This is a genomic window from Streptomyces sp. GC420 (assembly GCF_009916105.1).
Classification (GTDB): Bacteria; Actinomycetota; Actinomycetes; order Streptomycetales; family Streptomycetaceae; genus Streptomyces.
This window is the reverse complement of sequence record NZ_JAAAXQ010000196.1, coordinates 1-15,132: the sequence shown is the minus strand read 5'-3', so window position 1 is coordinate 15,132 and position 15,132 is coordinate 1. Positions and strand designations below refer to the sequence as shown.

General features: G+C 74.0%; 6 protein-coding genes and 1 pseudogene. 4 read left to right on the top strand and 3 right to left on the bottom strand.

Annotation, left to right across the window (positions count from 1 at the left end; genetic code table 11):
- Window positions 1-89: 89 nt before the first annotated feature.
- Together GUY61_RS22780 and GUY61_RS22775 are read right to left on the bottom strand one after the other, a co-directional pair.
- Complete coding sequence (locus GUY61_RS22780) at window positions 90-6,152, bottom strand: type I polyketide synthase (RefSeq protein WP_166632092.1); 6,063 nt, start codon at window positions 6,150-6,152, stop codon at window positions 90-92.
- A complete protein-coding gene (locus tag GUY61_RS22775; RefSeq protein WP_313896813.1) occupies window positions 6,149-7,882 on the bottom strand; it encodes a fatty acyl-AMP ligase in 1,734 nt (577 codons plus the stop codon). Before GUY61_RS22775 ends, GUY61_RS22780 begins: the two co-directional genes overlap by 4 nt.
- A gap of 470 nt (window positions 7,883-8,352) precedes the next feature.
- On the opposite strand from GUY61_RS22775, the gene GUY61_RS22770 reads away from it, so the two are divergent.
- The gene (locus tag GUY61_RS22770) at window positions 8,353-9,873 is read left to right on the top strand and encodes an MFS transporter (protein WP_166632090.1); all 1,521 of its coding nucleotides are present in this window, start codon (window positions 8,353-8,355) and stop codon (window positions 9,871-9,873) included.
- 523 nt (window positions 9,874-10,396) lie between these two features.
- Here GUY61_RS22770 and GUY61_RS22765 read toward each other — a convergent pair.
- Window positions 10,397-10,738 carry a hypothetical protein gene (locus GUY61_RS22765; protein WP_243766676.1) on the bottom strand — a complete coding sequence of 114 codons (342 nt, stop codon included), beginning with the start codon at window positions 10,736-10,738 and terminating at the stop codon, window positions 10,397-10,399.
- 272 nt (window positions 10,739-11,010) lie between these two features.
- Here GUY61_RS22765 and GUY61_RS22760 point away from each other — a divergent pair, with 272 nt between their 5' ends.
- The 3 genes and pseudogenes from GUY61_RS22760 to GUY61_RS22750 form a co-directional block, all read left to right on the top strand.
- Entirely contained in the window at window positions 11,011-12,429 is a 1,419-nt protein-coding gene (locus GUY61_RS22760; RefSeq protein ID WP_166632089.1) for an aldehyde dehydrogenase family protein, read from the top strand.
- Between the two features lie 112 nt (window positions 12,430-12,541).
- The gene (locus GUY61_RS22755; RefSeq protein WP_166632088.1) at window positions 12,542-14,107 is read left to right on the top strand and encodes a GMC family oxidoreductase; all 1,566 of its coding nucleotides are present in this window, start codon (window positions 12,542-12,544) and stop codon (window positions 14,105-14,107) included.
- 320 nt (window positions 14,108-14,427) lie between these two features.
- Window positions 14,428-15,132 (top strand): annotated as a pseudogene (locus GUY61_RS22750) (hypothetical protein); the annotation flags it as partial.

Below are 15,132 nucleotides of genomic sequence, written 5' to 3'. Positions count from 1 at the left end.
GGCCCGGGCTCCGCGGGCGCCCCACCGCCGAGGCGCAGGCGCGGGAGGCCCGCCCCGCGGCGGAGGGCTTCAGCGGCGGGCGCGACGGGTCACGCCCCCGGGATCTCCTCCAGCCGCACCGGGCGGCCGAGTACCTCGTTCCAGACGCCGGTCACCAGGCGCTCCGACGCGTCCCGCGGGCCGATCGAGTCCGGCAGGGTGGGCGCCGTCCGCTCTCCGGTGGCTCGCCGGCCCGGACGGTCGCCCTCCCGGACGGCGTCTTCCCGGCCGTCGCCGTCCTGGACGGGTGGTGTCGCCGCCGGGCGGTCCAGGCCCGCGCGGTCCGGGGCAACGCCGTTCTGGGCCACGCCGTCCTCGGCCACGCCCCCCGGTTCCGCCCGCGAGAGCCCCAGTTCGTCCAGGACCGCGTCACCGATCTCGCGCAGACCGGCGCCCCGCAGCAGCAGGGGTGCCGGCAGATCCACCGCGAAGTCCTGCCGCGCGGCGTTCCTGATGCGCACCGTCATCAGCGAGTCGAGGCCCAGTTCGGTGAGCGGGACCGTCTCGTCCAGGTCATGGACCGCGAAGCCCATCACCGCCGCCGTGCGCTTGACCAGACGCTTGTACACCTTGTCCGCGGCCGCCTCGCCGAGGGCGGCGATGCCCTCGGGACCGGCCCAGTCGTCGGCGGTGAGGCTGCCGTCCAGCAGCACCCCCGCGAAGAAGGGCACCGCCTCCAGGCCCGGGTAGGCCTCCAGGGCCCGCCGGGCGTCCAGGTGCGCCACGCCGGTGTGCACCCGGCCGGAGGCGACCAGCGCCTGGAGCGCGTCCAGCCCGTCGGACGGGGCGATGGGGTCCAGTGCCAGGGCGGGGTTCTCGGGGGCGGCGCCGACCTCGGCCCACGGGCCCCAGGCGATGGAGGTGGCGGGCAGGCCGACCGCCCGGCGGCGCAGTGCCGCCGCGTCCAGCCAGGCGTTGGCGGCGGCGTAGGCCGCCTGTCCCGGGGAGCCGAAGAGCGCGGCGGCCGAGCTGTACACCAGCCACCAGTCGAGTTCGTGCCCGGCGGTCGCCTCATCGAGCAGGAGGGCGCCCTGCGCCTTCGGCCTGAACACCGCCTCGATGTCGGAGGGTTCGAGGTCGGTGACCATACGGTCGCCGAGCACGCCGGCGGCGTGGGCGACACCGCGCAGGGTGTGCCCCTCGGCCCCGGCGGTCTCCACCAGGCATGTGGCGACACCGGGTTCCGCGACGTCCCCCTCGACGACGGAGACCGAGGTGCCGAGGGCCTCCAGTTCCGCCAGGGCGGAGCGGGCCCGCGGGCCCGGCGCACGGCGTCCGTTCAGGACGAGGCGTCCCGCCCCCTGTTCGGCGAGTCGCCGCGCCGTGGCGAGGCCGAGGCCGGTGAGGCCGCCGGTGACGACGTAGGCGCCGTCGGGACGGGCGAAGGGGATCGCCTCGTACCGGTCCGCCGGGTCGGCGGCGGCGAGGCGGGCGACGAGGCGGGTGCCGGCGCGCCAGGCGACCTCGTCGGCGTCGCCGTCGGCAAGGAGTTCCTGGACGAGGTCGTCGACCAGGCCCGGCTGCGCGTCGATGTCCACCAGCGAGGTCCGCAGTTCGGGTTGTTCGAGGCCCAGTACGCGAACGAGGCCGCGCAGACAGGCGAGGTCGGGCTCGCCGGTCTCACCCGGTGACACCGACTGGGCCCGCCGGGTCACCAGCCAGAGCCGGGGCGCCACGGTCGCGCGAGGGCCGGAGGCGAGGCGGCGTGCGACCTGCACGGCCGCGGTGAGCCCCCGGCAGGACGGGGACACGGCACCGGAGACGGCACCGGGCCCGGCATCGGAGTCGGCATCGGACGGTGAACGGTCTCCGGCGAGGAGCACGACCACGGCGGACCGCTCCCCGCGGGTCTTCTCGCGCCATGTGTCCACGCGTCCGCCTGCCGCGTCGCCGCGGCTGGTTCCGACCGTCACCCGCACCCCCTTCTCCTCCAGAACCGCGACGAGGGCACCGGTGAGCCGGTCCCGCGCGTCCTCCGTCTCGTCGCTCAGCAGCAGGACGTGGGAAGGGGGGCGCGGGACGGGAACTGGAGTCTTCTCCCACTGGATCTCGTAGGTCATGGAGTCCAGGGGGTGCGGCACCTCGCCGCGCTCCGCCGCGCGCGTCCGTACGTCCAGCGCCACGACGCCGGGCCGGTCAGGGGAGGCGGCACCGTTCGCCCGGATGTCCCAGCGTTCGCCCTGGTCCCCGCTCGCGGCGGGCTCGTCGTCGTGGCTCGCCGGGGAGAACCGGATGCGGTACTCCCCGTCCGCGGTGCCCGCCGGGTCGATCCACAGGGATCCGACGCGGACGGGGACGCGCTCGGCGCCGCCCCCGGCTCCCGCCCCGGCACCGTGCCCGGCGCTTCGCGTGGTCGCACGGCCGCGGTCCGCCGCCTCGCCCTCGTGGCCATTGCCCCGGCCCTCGTCGCCGGGCCGGACCGGTGCGTGCAGCACGGCGTCGAGAAGCTGCCCCAAGGGGCGCCGTCCCGGCTCGTGTTCACCGGCGTCGGCGCTCCAGTGGGTGACGGCGGCGAGCGGGGCGTCGGCGTCGGGCCGCCGGGGTTCGGGGCTGCCCGCATCGAGGCGGCCGGGTCCGGGCGACCCGGGCGCGGTCGGGACGCGGGCCGACGCGTGACACCGCCAGGTGCCGGCGGGAGAGCGCGAGTGGACGGTGACTTCCGCATGGTCGCCGCCGGAGGGCTCCCAGACGGTGGTGACGGAAGTCCTGGCCGAGATCGGCAGCCACTGATGGATCGTCAGTTCATTGATGCGGAAGGGTACTTGCTGCGTGCCTTGGACCTCACGTGCGGCGGCGATCACCAGCTCCGCGCATGCCGGGAGCGTGAGGACCGGCCTGCCGTGCAGCGTGCGGGCGGCCAGGTTCGCGCTGTCGGTGCCCAGTTCGCCCTGCCACAGCACCCGGCCGCTTCGCGGGTCGTCGACCCGCAGTCCCAGCAGCGCGTGGCCACCCGCCGCAGCGGTCCTCCTCGATGCCCTGCGCGCGGGGAACCAGTGGCGCTCGTGGCGCCACGGCGGGGTGGGCAGCGCGACCCGTGTGCCGCGCGGCCAGAGGTGCCCGGCGGGTCCCTCCACGCCGGCCAGGTGGAGCGCGGCCAGGCAGGTGCGCAGGTCCACGGCCTCGTCGCTGTTCCTGTGCACGGTGGGCAGGGCGACTGCCCGGTGCGCGGACACCGCTTCGAGGGTCTCGCCGAGCGGGACGAGGGCGACGGGGTGCGGGGAGATCTCGACGAAGAGGTCGTGGCCGTCCGCCGCGGCCGCCTCCACCGCCTGCTGGAAGCGCACGGGGCGGCGCACGTTGGCACACCAGTAGTCGGCGTCCGGCCGCACGGTCGCCCGGGGGTCGTCGAGGACCGTTCCGTACCAGGGTGTGGTGGCGGTGCGCGGCCGTACGGATTCGAGGGCCTCGCGCAGCGCCGGCAGGACCGGCTCGACCGCGGGCGAGTGCCCCGCCCCGCTCACGGGCAGCAGGCGAGCCAGGCACCCTTCCCCGGTCAGTTCGTCGACCATGTGCCGCACGGGTCCGGCCGGTCCGGCCACCGTGCATCTGCGGGGCGAGCCGTGCACCGCGATCCCGACACCGGGGTGGCGGCCGAGCGCCGCCTCCCGGGCGTCCTCCGGCAGTTCAACGGCCGCCATGGCACCGGCCCGCTCTCCGTCCACGGCCGCGAGCTTGGCGGACCGTTCGAGGACGACGCGCAGGCCGTCCCGTACGTCGAGGGCACCGGCGAGCACCGCCGCGCTCACCTCTCCCATCGAGTGGCCGATGACGGCCGCGGGCTCGACGCCGTAGGCGCACAGGGTCCGGGCGAGGGCGAGTTGCAGGCCGAACAGGAGCGGCTGGGTGCGGTCCACTCCCGTGCCGCCGTCCGGGCCGAGCAGGAACTCGGTCAGGGTGGAGCCCGTCTGCGCGGCGAAGGCGGTGTCCAGTCCGGCCACCGCGTCGGCGAAACGGGGTTCGTCGCGCAGCAGGCGGCGGCCCATGCCGGGCCATTGGGAGCCGTAGCCGGAGAAGACGAACACCGGGCGCCGGGCGGCGGGCCCGTCGGGCCCGGCCTGGTGCCGTCGCGGTGGGACGATGCCGGGAAGGGACTCGTCGCGGGCCAGCGCCGCCAGTCTCGTGGCGAGTTCGTCGCGGTCGCGGGCGACGACGGCGGCGCCGACGGGGCCGCGGCCGTGCCGTGCCAGGGTGTGCGCGAGGTCCGCGAGTGCGGGGGCGCCGACGCCGGCGCCGGAGGCCAGCGTGCGGGCTAGGGCGCCGGCCGCGTCGCCGAGCCGCTCCCCGGAGCGTGCGGTGACGAGCAGGACGTGCGGCACGCTGCCGCCGGTCTCCGCCTCGGCGCCGGAGAGGGGTGACGGGGCGGGTGACGCCTGCTCGAGGACGGCGTGGGCGTTGGTGCCGCCGAAGCCGAAGGCCGACACACCCGCCAGGGCGGCGGCGCGGCCGGACTCGGGCCAGGGGGCGGGCTCGGTGACGACGCGCAGGCGCAGCCCGGTGAAGTCGATGTGCGGGTTGGGGCTGCGGAAGTGGAGGCTGGGGGGCACCTGGCCGTGGTGCAGCGACAGCACGGTCTTGATCAGCCCGGCGATGCCCGCCGCGCCTTCCAGGTGGCCCAGGTTGCTCTTGACGGAGCCGATGAGCAGCGGTCTTCCGGCGGGCCTGCCGCTGCCCAGCACGGCACCCAGGGCGCCCGCCTCGATGGGGTCCCCGAGCAGGGTGCCCGTGCCGTGGGTCTCGACGTAGTCGATGTCCGTCCCGCGTACTCCGGCATCGCTCAGGGCACTGCGCAGCAGCGCCTCCTGGGCGTGCGGGTTGGGTGCCATCAGCCCGGCCGAGCGGCCGTCCGAGTTGACGGCCGTGCCCCGGATGACGGCGAGGACGCGGTCGCCGTCCCGCCGGGCGTCCGTGAGCCGTTTGAGTACGACGACGCCACAGCCCTCTCCCCTCGTGATGCCGTCGGCCGCGGCGTCGAAGGGTTTGCACCTGCCGTCGGCCGCCAGCGCGTCGGCCCGGTCGAAGTTCGCGGTGATCGCCGGGGAGAGGAGCACATTGACGCCGGCGGCCAGCGCGGTGTCGCACTCACCGCCGCGCAGACTGCGGCAGGCCTGGTGGACGGCGACCAGGGAGGAGGAGCACGCGGTGTCGACGGTGATGCTGGGGCCCCGCAGGTCGAGCAGGTAGGACAGGCGGTTGGCCGCGATGCTGCCCGCCGCCCCCGTGCTCGTCCAGGCGGTGACCCGCGACAGGTCCGCGGTGGTGAGGTGCCCGTACTCCAGTGCGCTGAGGCCGACGAAGACCCCGGTCGCGGTGCCCCGCAGGACCGGGGCGGCGATGCCCGCGTGGTCGAGGGCCTCCCACCCGACTTCCAGGAGGAGTCTTTGCTGCGGGTCCATCACCTCGGCCTCACGGGGTGTGATCCCGAAGAAGTCCGCGTCGAACCCCTCGATGTCGTCGAGGAACCCGCCCCAGCGGGTGGTGTGTTCCAGTACGGCGGCGGTGTCGGGCGCCCCGTCGTCGAAGTCCCGCCAGCGTCGCTCGGGCACCTGGCCGACCGCGTCCGTGCCGGCGAGCAGGTGTCGCCAGAACTCCTCGGGCCCGTTGATGCCCCCGGGCAGGCGGCAACCGACGCCGATCACGGCGATCGGGACCGCGTCCGCGGGGGAAGCGGGGCCCGCCGCGCCGGCGACGCCGCGGGCCGCGGGCGCTCCGGCGTCCCTGCCCGTTTCCCGGCACTCCCCCCGGCCCCCGCTCCCGTCCTCTTCCTCCCCGTCGTGTCGTTGTTCCTGTTCCCGCGGCGCGTCCGGGCCGAGAGCGGCGACGAGTTGTCCGACGGACGGGTTCTCCCAGAGCAGGGTGGCGGGGAGCGACCGGTCCAGCGCCTCTTCGAGGCGTCCGCTCAGTTCGACGGCGTCGCGCGAGGTGAGGCCGTACTCCGTCAGCGGACGCTCGTCGTCGAGTCCGTCCGCGGGGATGCCGCACAGCTCGGCGACGAGCCCGCGCAGCATGGAGCGCAGCTCCGCGGCACCGGGGGTGCCGGTGGCCGGACTCCCCGCCGGCGGTTGTGCGGTGCCCGGTGCCGGCCTGTCCTCCTGTCCGCCCGCTGCTCCGTTCATGCGCCACCGGTTCCCTTCTGCGCCGCCTGCCGCCGATCCGTCCCGGTCCACGCGCCCTCCAGGTAGCGCTCCCGGCAGCCGCTCCGGGCGACCTTGCCGCTGGTCGTGAAGGGCACGGTGTCCGGCGCGGCGAGTACGAAGTCGTGCACGGCGACGGCATGCGCGCCGGCGACGGCCGCGCGGACGGCACGGGCCACGCCGTCGGCTTGCGCCCGCGGATCCGTCAGGTCGCGGGAGTGCTCGGCGACGACGACGAGCCGCTCCCCCTCGTCCGTGGGCACGGCGAACGCGGCGATGTGGCGGGGGCGAAGGGCGGGGTGCGCCTGCTGCACCGTTTCCTCGATGTCCTGCGGGTAGTGGTTGACACCGTCGATGATCACCAGGTCCTTGATCCGGCCGGTGACGTAGAGCTGCTTGTCGTGCCACATGCCCAGGTCTCCGGTGCGCAGCCAGTGGTGTGCCGGATCGTCCGGGTCGTCCCCGGCCATCACCGCGCGGAACGCCGCCCGGCTCTCCTCGGGGCGGCCCCAGTAGCCGCCGCCGATGTTGGGCCCCCTGAGCCAGATCTCGCCGATCCTGCCGTCCTCGAGTCCGCGCAGCGTCGCCGGGTCCACGATGGCGACCTCCTGGTGCGTGGGGCGGCCGCAGGCGACGAGGGTGGTGGCGGCGGCCTCGCCGGGTTCCACCGCGCGGGCGGCTCCCCGCGCCAGCAGATCCCGGTCGAAGGACACCGCCGTCGGTTCCTCCCCGGCGGGGGACGCGCACACGAACACGGTCGCCTCGGCGAGCCCGTACGAGGGGCGCATCGCGGTTCTCCGGATGCCGGAAGGGGCGAAGGCCTCGTGGAACCGGTCCAGTGTCGCGGGGCGGATGGGTTCGCTGCCGTTGACCATGACGGCGACCGAACCGAGGGACAGCGCGGCCCGGTTCTCCTCCCCCACCCGCTGCACGCAGTAGTCGAAGGCGAAGTTCGGTGCCGCGGTCATGGCCCCGTCGTGCCGGGCGAGGAGGCGCAGCCACCGCTCCGGCTGCTGGACGAACGCCAGCGGATCCATGATGACGGAGGGGATGTGGCCGACGACCGGCATGGCGATCATCAGGACCAGGCCCATGTCGTGGTAGAGCGGCAGCCAGCCGACGATGCTGTTGGTGCCTCTGCGCACGTCGTAGGCGTCCAGTGCCTGGCGCGCGTTGACGCAGACGTTGGTGTGGGAGATCTCCACACCGGTGGGGTTTCTCGTCGAACCGGACGTGTACTGCAGATATGCGCACGCGTCGGGCCGGGGATGGTGCGCGCCGGTTCCCTCCGGGCCGCTCGCGCCCGAGTCCCGCAGCTCCTCGATCGTCACGACACGCGGGGCGGGGGCGATCGCGTGGTCCTTGCAGAAACCGGACACCGACTCCCGCTGGTCCTCGTGGGCGACGGCGAGGACCGGTTGCGCGTCGCTCAGGGCCGCGGCCAGCTTCCCGGCGTGACCGGGCAGCGTGGGGGGAAACAGCGGTACGGCGATCGCTCCCGCGCACACGGCTCCCAGGAAGCCGACGACGTAGTCCGGGCCCTGCGGCGCGACGACGGCGACGCGTTCACCAGCGGCTCCGGCCCGGCGCAGTCCGGCGGCGGTGGCCCGTACCAGGCTGTCGAGCCGGCTCCAGGTCAGCTCGGTGCACGCGCCTTCGCGGCTGGTGCTGAAATCGACAAAGGTGAAGGCCGTCTCGTCGGGCGTCTGCACCGCGCAATGGAGCAAATGGTGGCTGAGTGTATCTTTTGCGACTGACGGCACTGATTCACCAAGCCTTCGTTGGGGGCGGACAGGACCGAAGGACTTCCGGCAGCCCGGCGGATCGGATCCTCCGGCAGCGGGTCCGCCTTCGAGGGTCTGAATACGGGAGTCGCTGCCACCGCTCGGGCTTACGCGAACGGGTGTATACCGGTACAGCGAAACATAAGCTTTTGATCGGTCTCGTGTGACACGCCGTAAATGACGACAAGCGGCCCGGCGACCGGGTGCCGCCCGCACCCCGGGCGGTGAACGGCCCTTCCACGGGCGGGAAAACCCTTGCGAGGGCCATCCGTGTCCTGGCGGTGTGTCACGCTTGAGCGCCGCACTCCGCCCGCCAAGGATGCCGTCGTCCGATGGTTCGCTGATTTTCTTCTCCGACCCTCAGCGATCGTTCATTAGCCGACATCGAGGCACGTCAGATGAGCCGACTGCGCGGTATCGGCGTTCTGGTGGCCATCATTCTTCCCACGTTCATGACGGCGCTCGACAACACCGTGGTGAATGTGGCGCTGCCCCAGATCCGGTCGGAACTGAGTCTCGGCGACGCGAGCCTGAAATGGGTCGCCGCGATCTATCCGCTCGCGCTCTCCGGTCTGCTGCTCGTCGGGGGCCACCTGGCGGACAGCCGCGGCCGGCGTCCGACGCTGCTCCTGGGCATTTCCCTGTTCAGTGTCGCCTCACTGCTGTGCGCGCTGTCCTCGAGCGGGGCGGCCCTGATCGCCTTCAGGGGTCTGCAGGGCACGGGGGCGGCGCTCATCATGCCCGCATCCCTCTCGGTGCTCTTCCACGACCTCCCGCCCCGTGCCCGCAATGGGGGCGTGAGCGCTCTCACCGCCGCCCTGGCATCGTCCCTCGCCTTCGGGCCGGTGTTCTCCGGGCTGATCACCGAGCACCTCGGCTGGAACTGGCTCTTCGCGGTCAACGCGCCCCTCGGGGCCCTGTGTCTGCTCGTGGCGGCCGCCGCGATTCCCCGCCCCGCGGCGCGGCGCGGCGGCCCCGGTGGACAGGCACTCTCACCGGGCGTCCCGCCCCGGGCGCTGGCCCTCTCCTGCATCGCTCTCGGAGGGCTCGCGTACTGCCTGATCGAAGGGCCTCACCACGGCTTCGCCAGCCCGCGGGTCGCCATCGCCGGAATCCTCGCGCTCGCGTCGGTGCTGATGATCGGGATCGGCGCGGCACCGGGCCGGCGCGCCCCCGCCAGGACCGTGGGTGTGCTGCTGCGCGGGCGGGCCTTCGCCGGCGGACTCGTCGCCCAGCTCCTGTGGGGGCTGGGGGTCAGCGGCGTGTACTTCTTCACCTCTCAGTTCCTGCAGAACCACCTGGAGTTGAGCCCGACGGCCGCCGGGCTGACGTTCACCCCCGTGGCGTCGGCCCTGCTGCTCACCGCTCCGCTCGTCGCCGTCATGGCCCGCCGCTGGGGCGACGGCCGGGTCTCGGCCACGGGCCTGCTGCTGGTCTCCGCCGGTCTGCTGCTCGTGGCGGCGGGCAGCGCGGGAGGCGGCATCGCCGGCCTGGTGCCCGGGCTGACGACCATCGGGGTCGGCTCGGCCCTGGCGATCCCGCTGACGACCCGTGCGCTGGAGTCCTCACCCGGCCACCTGTCCGGCGTCGCCGCCGGGCTGTTCAGCGCCACCCGGGAGGCGTCCGGAGTCCTGGGGATCGCCGTCGTCGGTGTGATCGTCACCTTCGCGCAGCACTCGGCGGCCTCGGCGGGCGCGGACTCCGGGGAGGCCTTCGTGGAGGGCTACCGGGCGGGCCTGTACACGGCCGCGGGTCTGGTGGCGGTGGGGGTGCCGGTCGCCCTGTGGGCGCTGCGGCGACGGCCGGGCCTCCGGGGCGGCCGGCCCTCGCCGCCCCCGGGCGCGCCACGGGCGGCGGACGAAGGGCGGACAGTGGACGAGGCACGGCCCGGGCAACCGGGCGACACCGGCCGGACCTGACGGACGTACGGCAGCGGTCCGCCCGGTGCGCGCCGGGGCGGGGCCACCCGGCCCGGGCACCGGTCAGGGTCCCGCCGAGGTCCGGGCGGCGGGCCCGCAGACAGCGGCGGCAGGCCGAACCGGGCCGGGCCGAGCCGGGCGGGAGCACGGCCGCCGGGCCGGCCGGCCAGCCGCTCAGCGCCTCCTCGGTCCTGGCCTGGGACAGGCCCAGCACCCCGCTGTGGTCCTCGTCGAGCATGCCGAGGTCGAAGCGGACCCCGCCCGAAGTGCCCCGTCGGGCCCCACCGGAACCCGTCCGGGCGGGAGAGCGCCCCGCGCTGGTCCAGGGGCTCGGCGGCCCGCCGGTCGACGGCGGCTGAGCGGATTGCCGGGCAGCGGCGTACCGCGGGGTGGGCCCGTGCCGGGCGGTGCCGGGCACGGCGGTGGCCCGCGGAAGGGGTCCTGCGGGACGCCGGGGCGACGGACGGCGGGACGGAGGCGCCGGGGCCGGAAACGGTGTCCGGCCCCGGCGAGCGGGAACGGTTCAGCTCTCGGCAGCCTGGGTGATCCAGCGCTGGACGGTGGAGACGATCACGCCGTCCAGCGCGCAGAGCGTGTCGATCGCGTCGAGGTCACCCGGCTGCGGCGCCAGACCGGCGACGGTGAGCGCGACATGGAGGTCCAGACGCCGCCTGTCGGAGTCGGGCAGGGTGTACGGCGTTCGCTGCCCCGGGTTGGGAGGGGGCAGGAAGTAGTCGTCATCGTCCCGCCGTCCCCGCGCGCCCGCCGTGTCGTGGACGTCGAGGTCCGACACCCCGGGCAACCGGTAGGGGTCGGCGTCCCACAGCATCGTCCGCCCCGTCGCAGAAAGCTGTGCTGCATCCATGTGGTCCTCCTCGAAGGTGACTGACCCTGGAGAGGCCGGCCGATACCGGTTCAGTTGCACCGTCCGGCCAGATGCACCCGGATGACGTCTTCGGCATCTCTTCACACCTGGACCGATGACGGTGATCCCGACCGGCACCGCACACGCCTGCACAGCAGTGCACATGCACAAACGGACGGGCCGATCCGGCGTCGCCGCCCCATCGACCCCGCGGCGAGCGCGCACCCACACTGCCGGGACACAGCGTCAGCGTTGACCAAGGAGAGCGGCTCATGACGGCGTACACCAAGCACTTCATAGGCGGCGAATGGGTCCCGGCGGGGAGCACCGAGGTGATCGAGGTCGTCAATCCGGCCGACGAGAAGGTGATCGGGTCGATACCGGCAGGCGTCCCGGAGGACGTGGACCGGGCGGTGCGCGCCGCGACCCGCGCCTTCGAGGAGTGGTCGCAGGCTTCCCCCGAGTACCGCGCCGGTTACCTGCGCCGGATCCACCAGGCACTGGAGGCCAGGGCCGAGGAGATCGCGCGGCTGGTGGCGCGCGAGGTCGGCACCCCGGTGCAGGAGAGCCGTGTGCTGCAGTCGGGACTTCCGGTCTTCACCTTCGCGCAGGCGGCCGGACTCGCGGCCGGCTACGACTTCGGTCCCGAGGAGATCGGCAACTCCCATGTCGTACGGGAGCCCGTCGGCGTGGTCGGATGCATCACGCCGTGGAACTTCCCGCTGCATCAGGTGTCGCTGAAGGTGGCGCTCGCGCTGGCCGCCGGATGCACCGTCGTACTGAAGCCGTCGGAGGTCGCCCCGCTGTCCGCGCTGCTGCTGGCGGAGGTCGCCGAGTCCGTGGGCCTGCCCGCCGGAGTGTTCAACGTCGTCACGGGATACGGCCCGGTCGTCGGTGAGGCACTGGTGTCCCACCCCGACGTGGCGATGGTGTCGTTCACAGGCTCGACGCGCGCCGGGCGCCGGGTGGCCGCGCTCGCGGCGGAGACGGTGAAGAAGGTGGCGCTCGAGCTGGGCGGCAAGTCACCCAACATCATCCTGGAGGACGCCGATCTGGAGGCCGCGGTCACCGACGGTGTCGCCAAGTGCTTCCTCAACTCGGGCCAGACCTGCATCGCGCTCACCCGCATGATCGTGCCGCGCGAGAAGCTCGCCGAGGCCGGCCGGATCGCCGCCGAGGTCGCGAGCGGCTACCGCGTGGGCGACCCGCTCGACGAGGAGACGCAGATCGGCCCGATGGTCTCCGACGTCCAGGTCAAGCGGGTGCGCGACTACATCGCGACAGGTGTCGCCGAGGGTGCCACACTGCTGGCGGGCGGCCCGGACTCGCCGCACGAGGGACCCGGGTACTTCGTCGCGCCGACCGTCTTCACCGATGTCAGCAACGACATGACCATCGCCCGCGAGGAGATCTTCGGACCGGTGCTGTCGATCATCCCCTTCGACACCGAGGAGGAGGCCGTCGCCATCGCCAACGACACCCCGTACGGCCTCGCGGGCGGTGTCTGGTCCGGCGACCCCGAGCGCGCGCGGGCCGTCGCCCGCCGGATCCGGGCCGGGATGGTCGACGTGAACGGCGGTGCCTTCAACCCGCTGGCCCCCTTCGGGGGCTACAAGCAGTCGGGAGTGGGGCGCGAGGCCGGGCGCCTGGGATTCGAGGAGTTCCTGGAGACCAAGGCCATCCAGCTCTGACACGGACACCGCACCTGCCGCCCCGGCAGCTGCCGGGAATCCGCCCGGCACCTGCCGGGCACCGGCCCCAGCAGCATCGGAGGCCGCGCGGCCATCCGAGAGAGGACGCACAATGTACGACTACATCATCGTGGGTGCGGGATCCGCCGGCTGTGTACTCGCCGCCCGGCTCAGTGAGGATCCGGACACCCGCGTACTGCTCGTGGAGGCCGGTCCGGCCGACGACGCGCAGGAGATCCACATCCCCGCGGCGTTCGGCAAGCTCTTCCGCAGCAAGTACGACTGGGACTACCTCACCGAACCCGAGCCCGGTCTTGAGGACCGCCGCCGCTACCTGCCCCGGGGCCGGATGCTCGGCGGGTCCTCCTCGATGAACGCCATGATCTACATCCGCGGCAACCGCCTCGACTACGACGCCTGGGCCGCCGCCGGGGCCAAGGGCTGGGGCTGGGACGACGTCCTGCCGTACTTCCTGCGCTCCGAGGACCACCATGCCGGCACCTCCGCCTGGCACTCCGCCGGCGGGCCGCTGCCGGTGAACCCCGGCCGCTCCCGCAATCCCCTGATCGACGCCTTCGTGGCGGCGGCCCAGGAGGCCGGGCACCCGTTCAACCCCGACTTCAACGGCCCGAGCCAGGAAGGCGTCGGCTACTACGAGCTGACCCAGCGGGACGGCCTGCGGTGCAGTACGGCCGCCGCCTACCTGCGCCCCGCCATGGAGCGGCCGAACCTGGAGGTGCTGACCGGGGCGCAGTGCAACCGGATCCTCTTCGACGGCGGCCGGGCCACGGGCGTCGAGGTCGACCGCCGCGGCACCACCGAGGAGCTGCGCTGCGACCGAGAGGTCGTCCTTGCCGCGGGTGCCTACAACTCGCCGCAGCTCCTCATGCTCTCCGGGATCGGTCCCGCCGACGAGCTCGCGGCCCATGGCATCGCGCCCCTGGCCGACCTGCCGGTGGGCGAGAACCTCCAGGACCACCCGCACCTGTCCGTCGTCCACCTCACGGACACCGAAACCCTGTTCACCGCGGAGACCGCCGAGAACGCGGCGCTCCTGGCCTCGGAGGGCCGCGGCCCGCTCACCTCGAACGTCGGCGAGGGCGGCGGTTTCTTCCGCACCGCCGAGGGGCTCGGCGCACCGGACGTGCAGATCCACGCCGTGCCCGCGATGTTCCACCAGGAGGGCCTGGGTGCCATCACGGATCACGGTTTCCACATGGGCGCGGTCCTGCTCACGCCCACCAGCCGCGGAAAGGTGACACTGCGCTCGGCCCTGCCCAGCGCCAAGCCCCGGATCCTGCACAACTACCTGACCACCGAGGAGGACCGGGCGACGGCGGTGCGCGCGCTGCGGCTGCTGCTCGACATCGCCGGACGGCCCGCCCTGCGCGCACACCACCGGGCGGACTTCGTCGTGCCGGACTCGGACAGCGACGCCGGTCTCCTCACCTACGCGCGGCGGGTGCTGCAGACCCTCTACCACCCCACCAGCACCTGCGCCATCGGCCCGGTGGTCGACCACGAGCTGCGGGTGCACGGCGTGGCGGGGCTCCGGGTGGCCGACGCCTCGGTGATGCCGTCCGTCGTGCGCGGCAACACCAACGCCCCGACGATCATGATCGCCGAGCGGGCGGCCGACCTGATCCGGGGGACGGCGGACGCGGCGGCAGAGGTCTAGGCAGGCCCCGGCACTGCGGTACGGGTCGGTGCGGGGCGCGGTCCCGGTCCGGCCCGACCGGCCTCTCCCCCGGCCTCCTCGGCTGCCCTGCCCCGTCCTGGGCCGCCCTGAACCGTCCGTAGTTCTCCGGAGCGGTGCGCCGGGCTCCCGGCTCGGGCCGGCCGCGGTACACGCGGTGGTGTGGCCCGTGGCCGGCACCCTCTCGCCACAGCCGCCGCGCGTGGCTAGTCTGCCCATGGCCCGGTCATGACCGGGCGACGGCCCGTCGTGGCGGGACTGCCCGCACGGGCGGTCCCGCTCACCTCGCTGCGGGAGCCCGCATGACTCTCACCTCCCAGGAGAAGGGCGTACGCCAGGACAACGGCGTGCGTCACCTCACCGATGTGCTGCTGCCGGGGATCGACCGGTACGCGGACCGGCTCGCCGACCGGATCTCGGTCGAGGAGGACGCCTACCGCGACCACTGGCACGTCGGCCACGACCAGCTGCGCACGGCCTGCGCGGACAATCTGCACGCCATGATCACGCAGCTGGGCCGGGACACCCTCGACCTGCGCGTGCCGCGCGACACCGGCCGTTTCAAGGCCGAGCACGGTGTCCCGCTGTCGGCGGTGACCCACGCCTACCGGGTCGCCGGGCGGTTCCTGTGGGAGTGCGTCCTCGCCGAGGCGGGTGACACGGTGCCCCGGGAGATCCCGCACGCCGCCACCGCGGTCTGGACGGTCAGCGACGCCTTCACGGACGCCGTCGCGGAGGCGTACCGCGAGGCCATGTCTGAAAGGGCGCACCGGGACCGGCAGGTCAGGAGCCTCCTGCTGGCCGCGCTCCTCGACGGCAGGCTGGAAGAGGGCGCGCACCTGTGGGAGTGCGCGGACGCGCTGCGGCTGCCGCAGCGCGGGGTCTTCGCCGTCGTCAGCATGGAGGCCGCCGACACAGCCGGGGCACCGTCGCGCGAGGAGGCACTGCACGAAGTGGAGTGCGCGCTGCGCGCGACGGACGTCTCGTCGGTCTGGAGGGTGGAGGAC

What these genes read in the sequence shown, in the direction of transcription:
- GUY61_RS22755 (WP_166632088.1), top strand. Translation starts at nt 12,542, where the DNA reads ATGTACGACTACATCATCGTGGGTGCGGGATCCGCCGGCTGTGTACTC.
- GUY61_RS22780 (WP_166632092.1), bottom strand. Translation starts at nt 6,152, where the DNA reads ATGAACGGAGCAGCGGGCGGACAGGAGGACAGGCCGGCACCGGGCACC.
- GUY61_RS22760 (WP_166632089.1), top strand. Translation starts at nt 11,011, where the DNA reads ATGACGGCGTACACCAAGCACTTCATAGGCGGCGAATGGGTCCCGGCG.
- GUY61_RS22765 (WP_243766676.1), bottom strand. Translation starts at nt 10,738, where the DNA reads ATGGATGCAGCACAGCTTTCTGCGACGGGGCGGACGATGCTGTGGGAC.
- GUY61_RS22770 (WP_166632090.1), top strand. Translation starts at nt 8,353, where the DNA reads ATGAGCCGACTGCGCGGTATCGGCGTTCTGGTGGCCATCATTCTTCCC.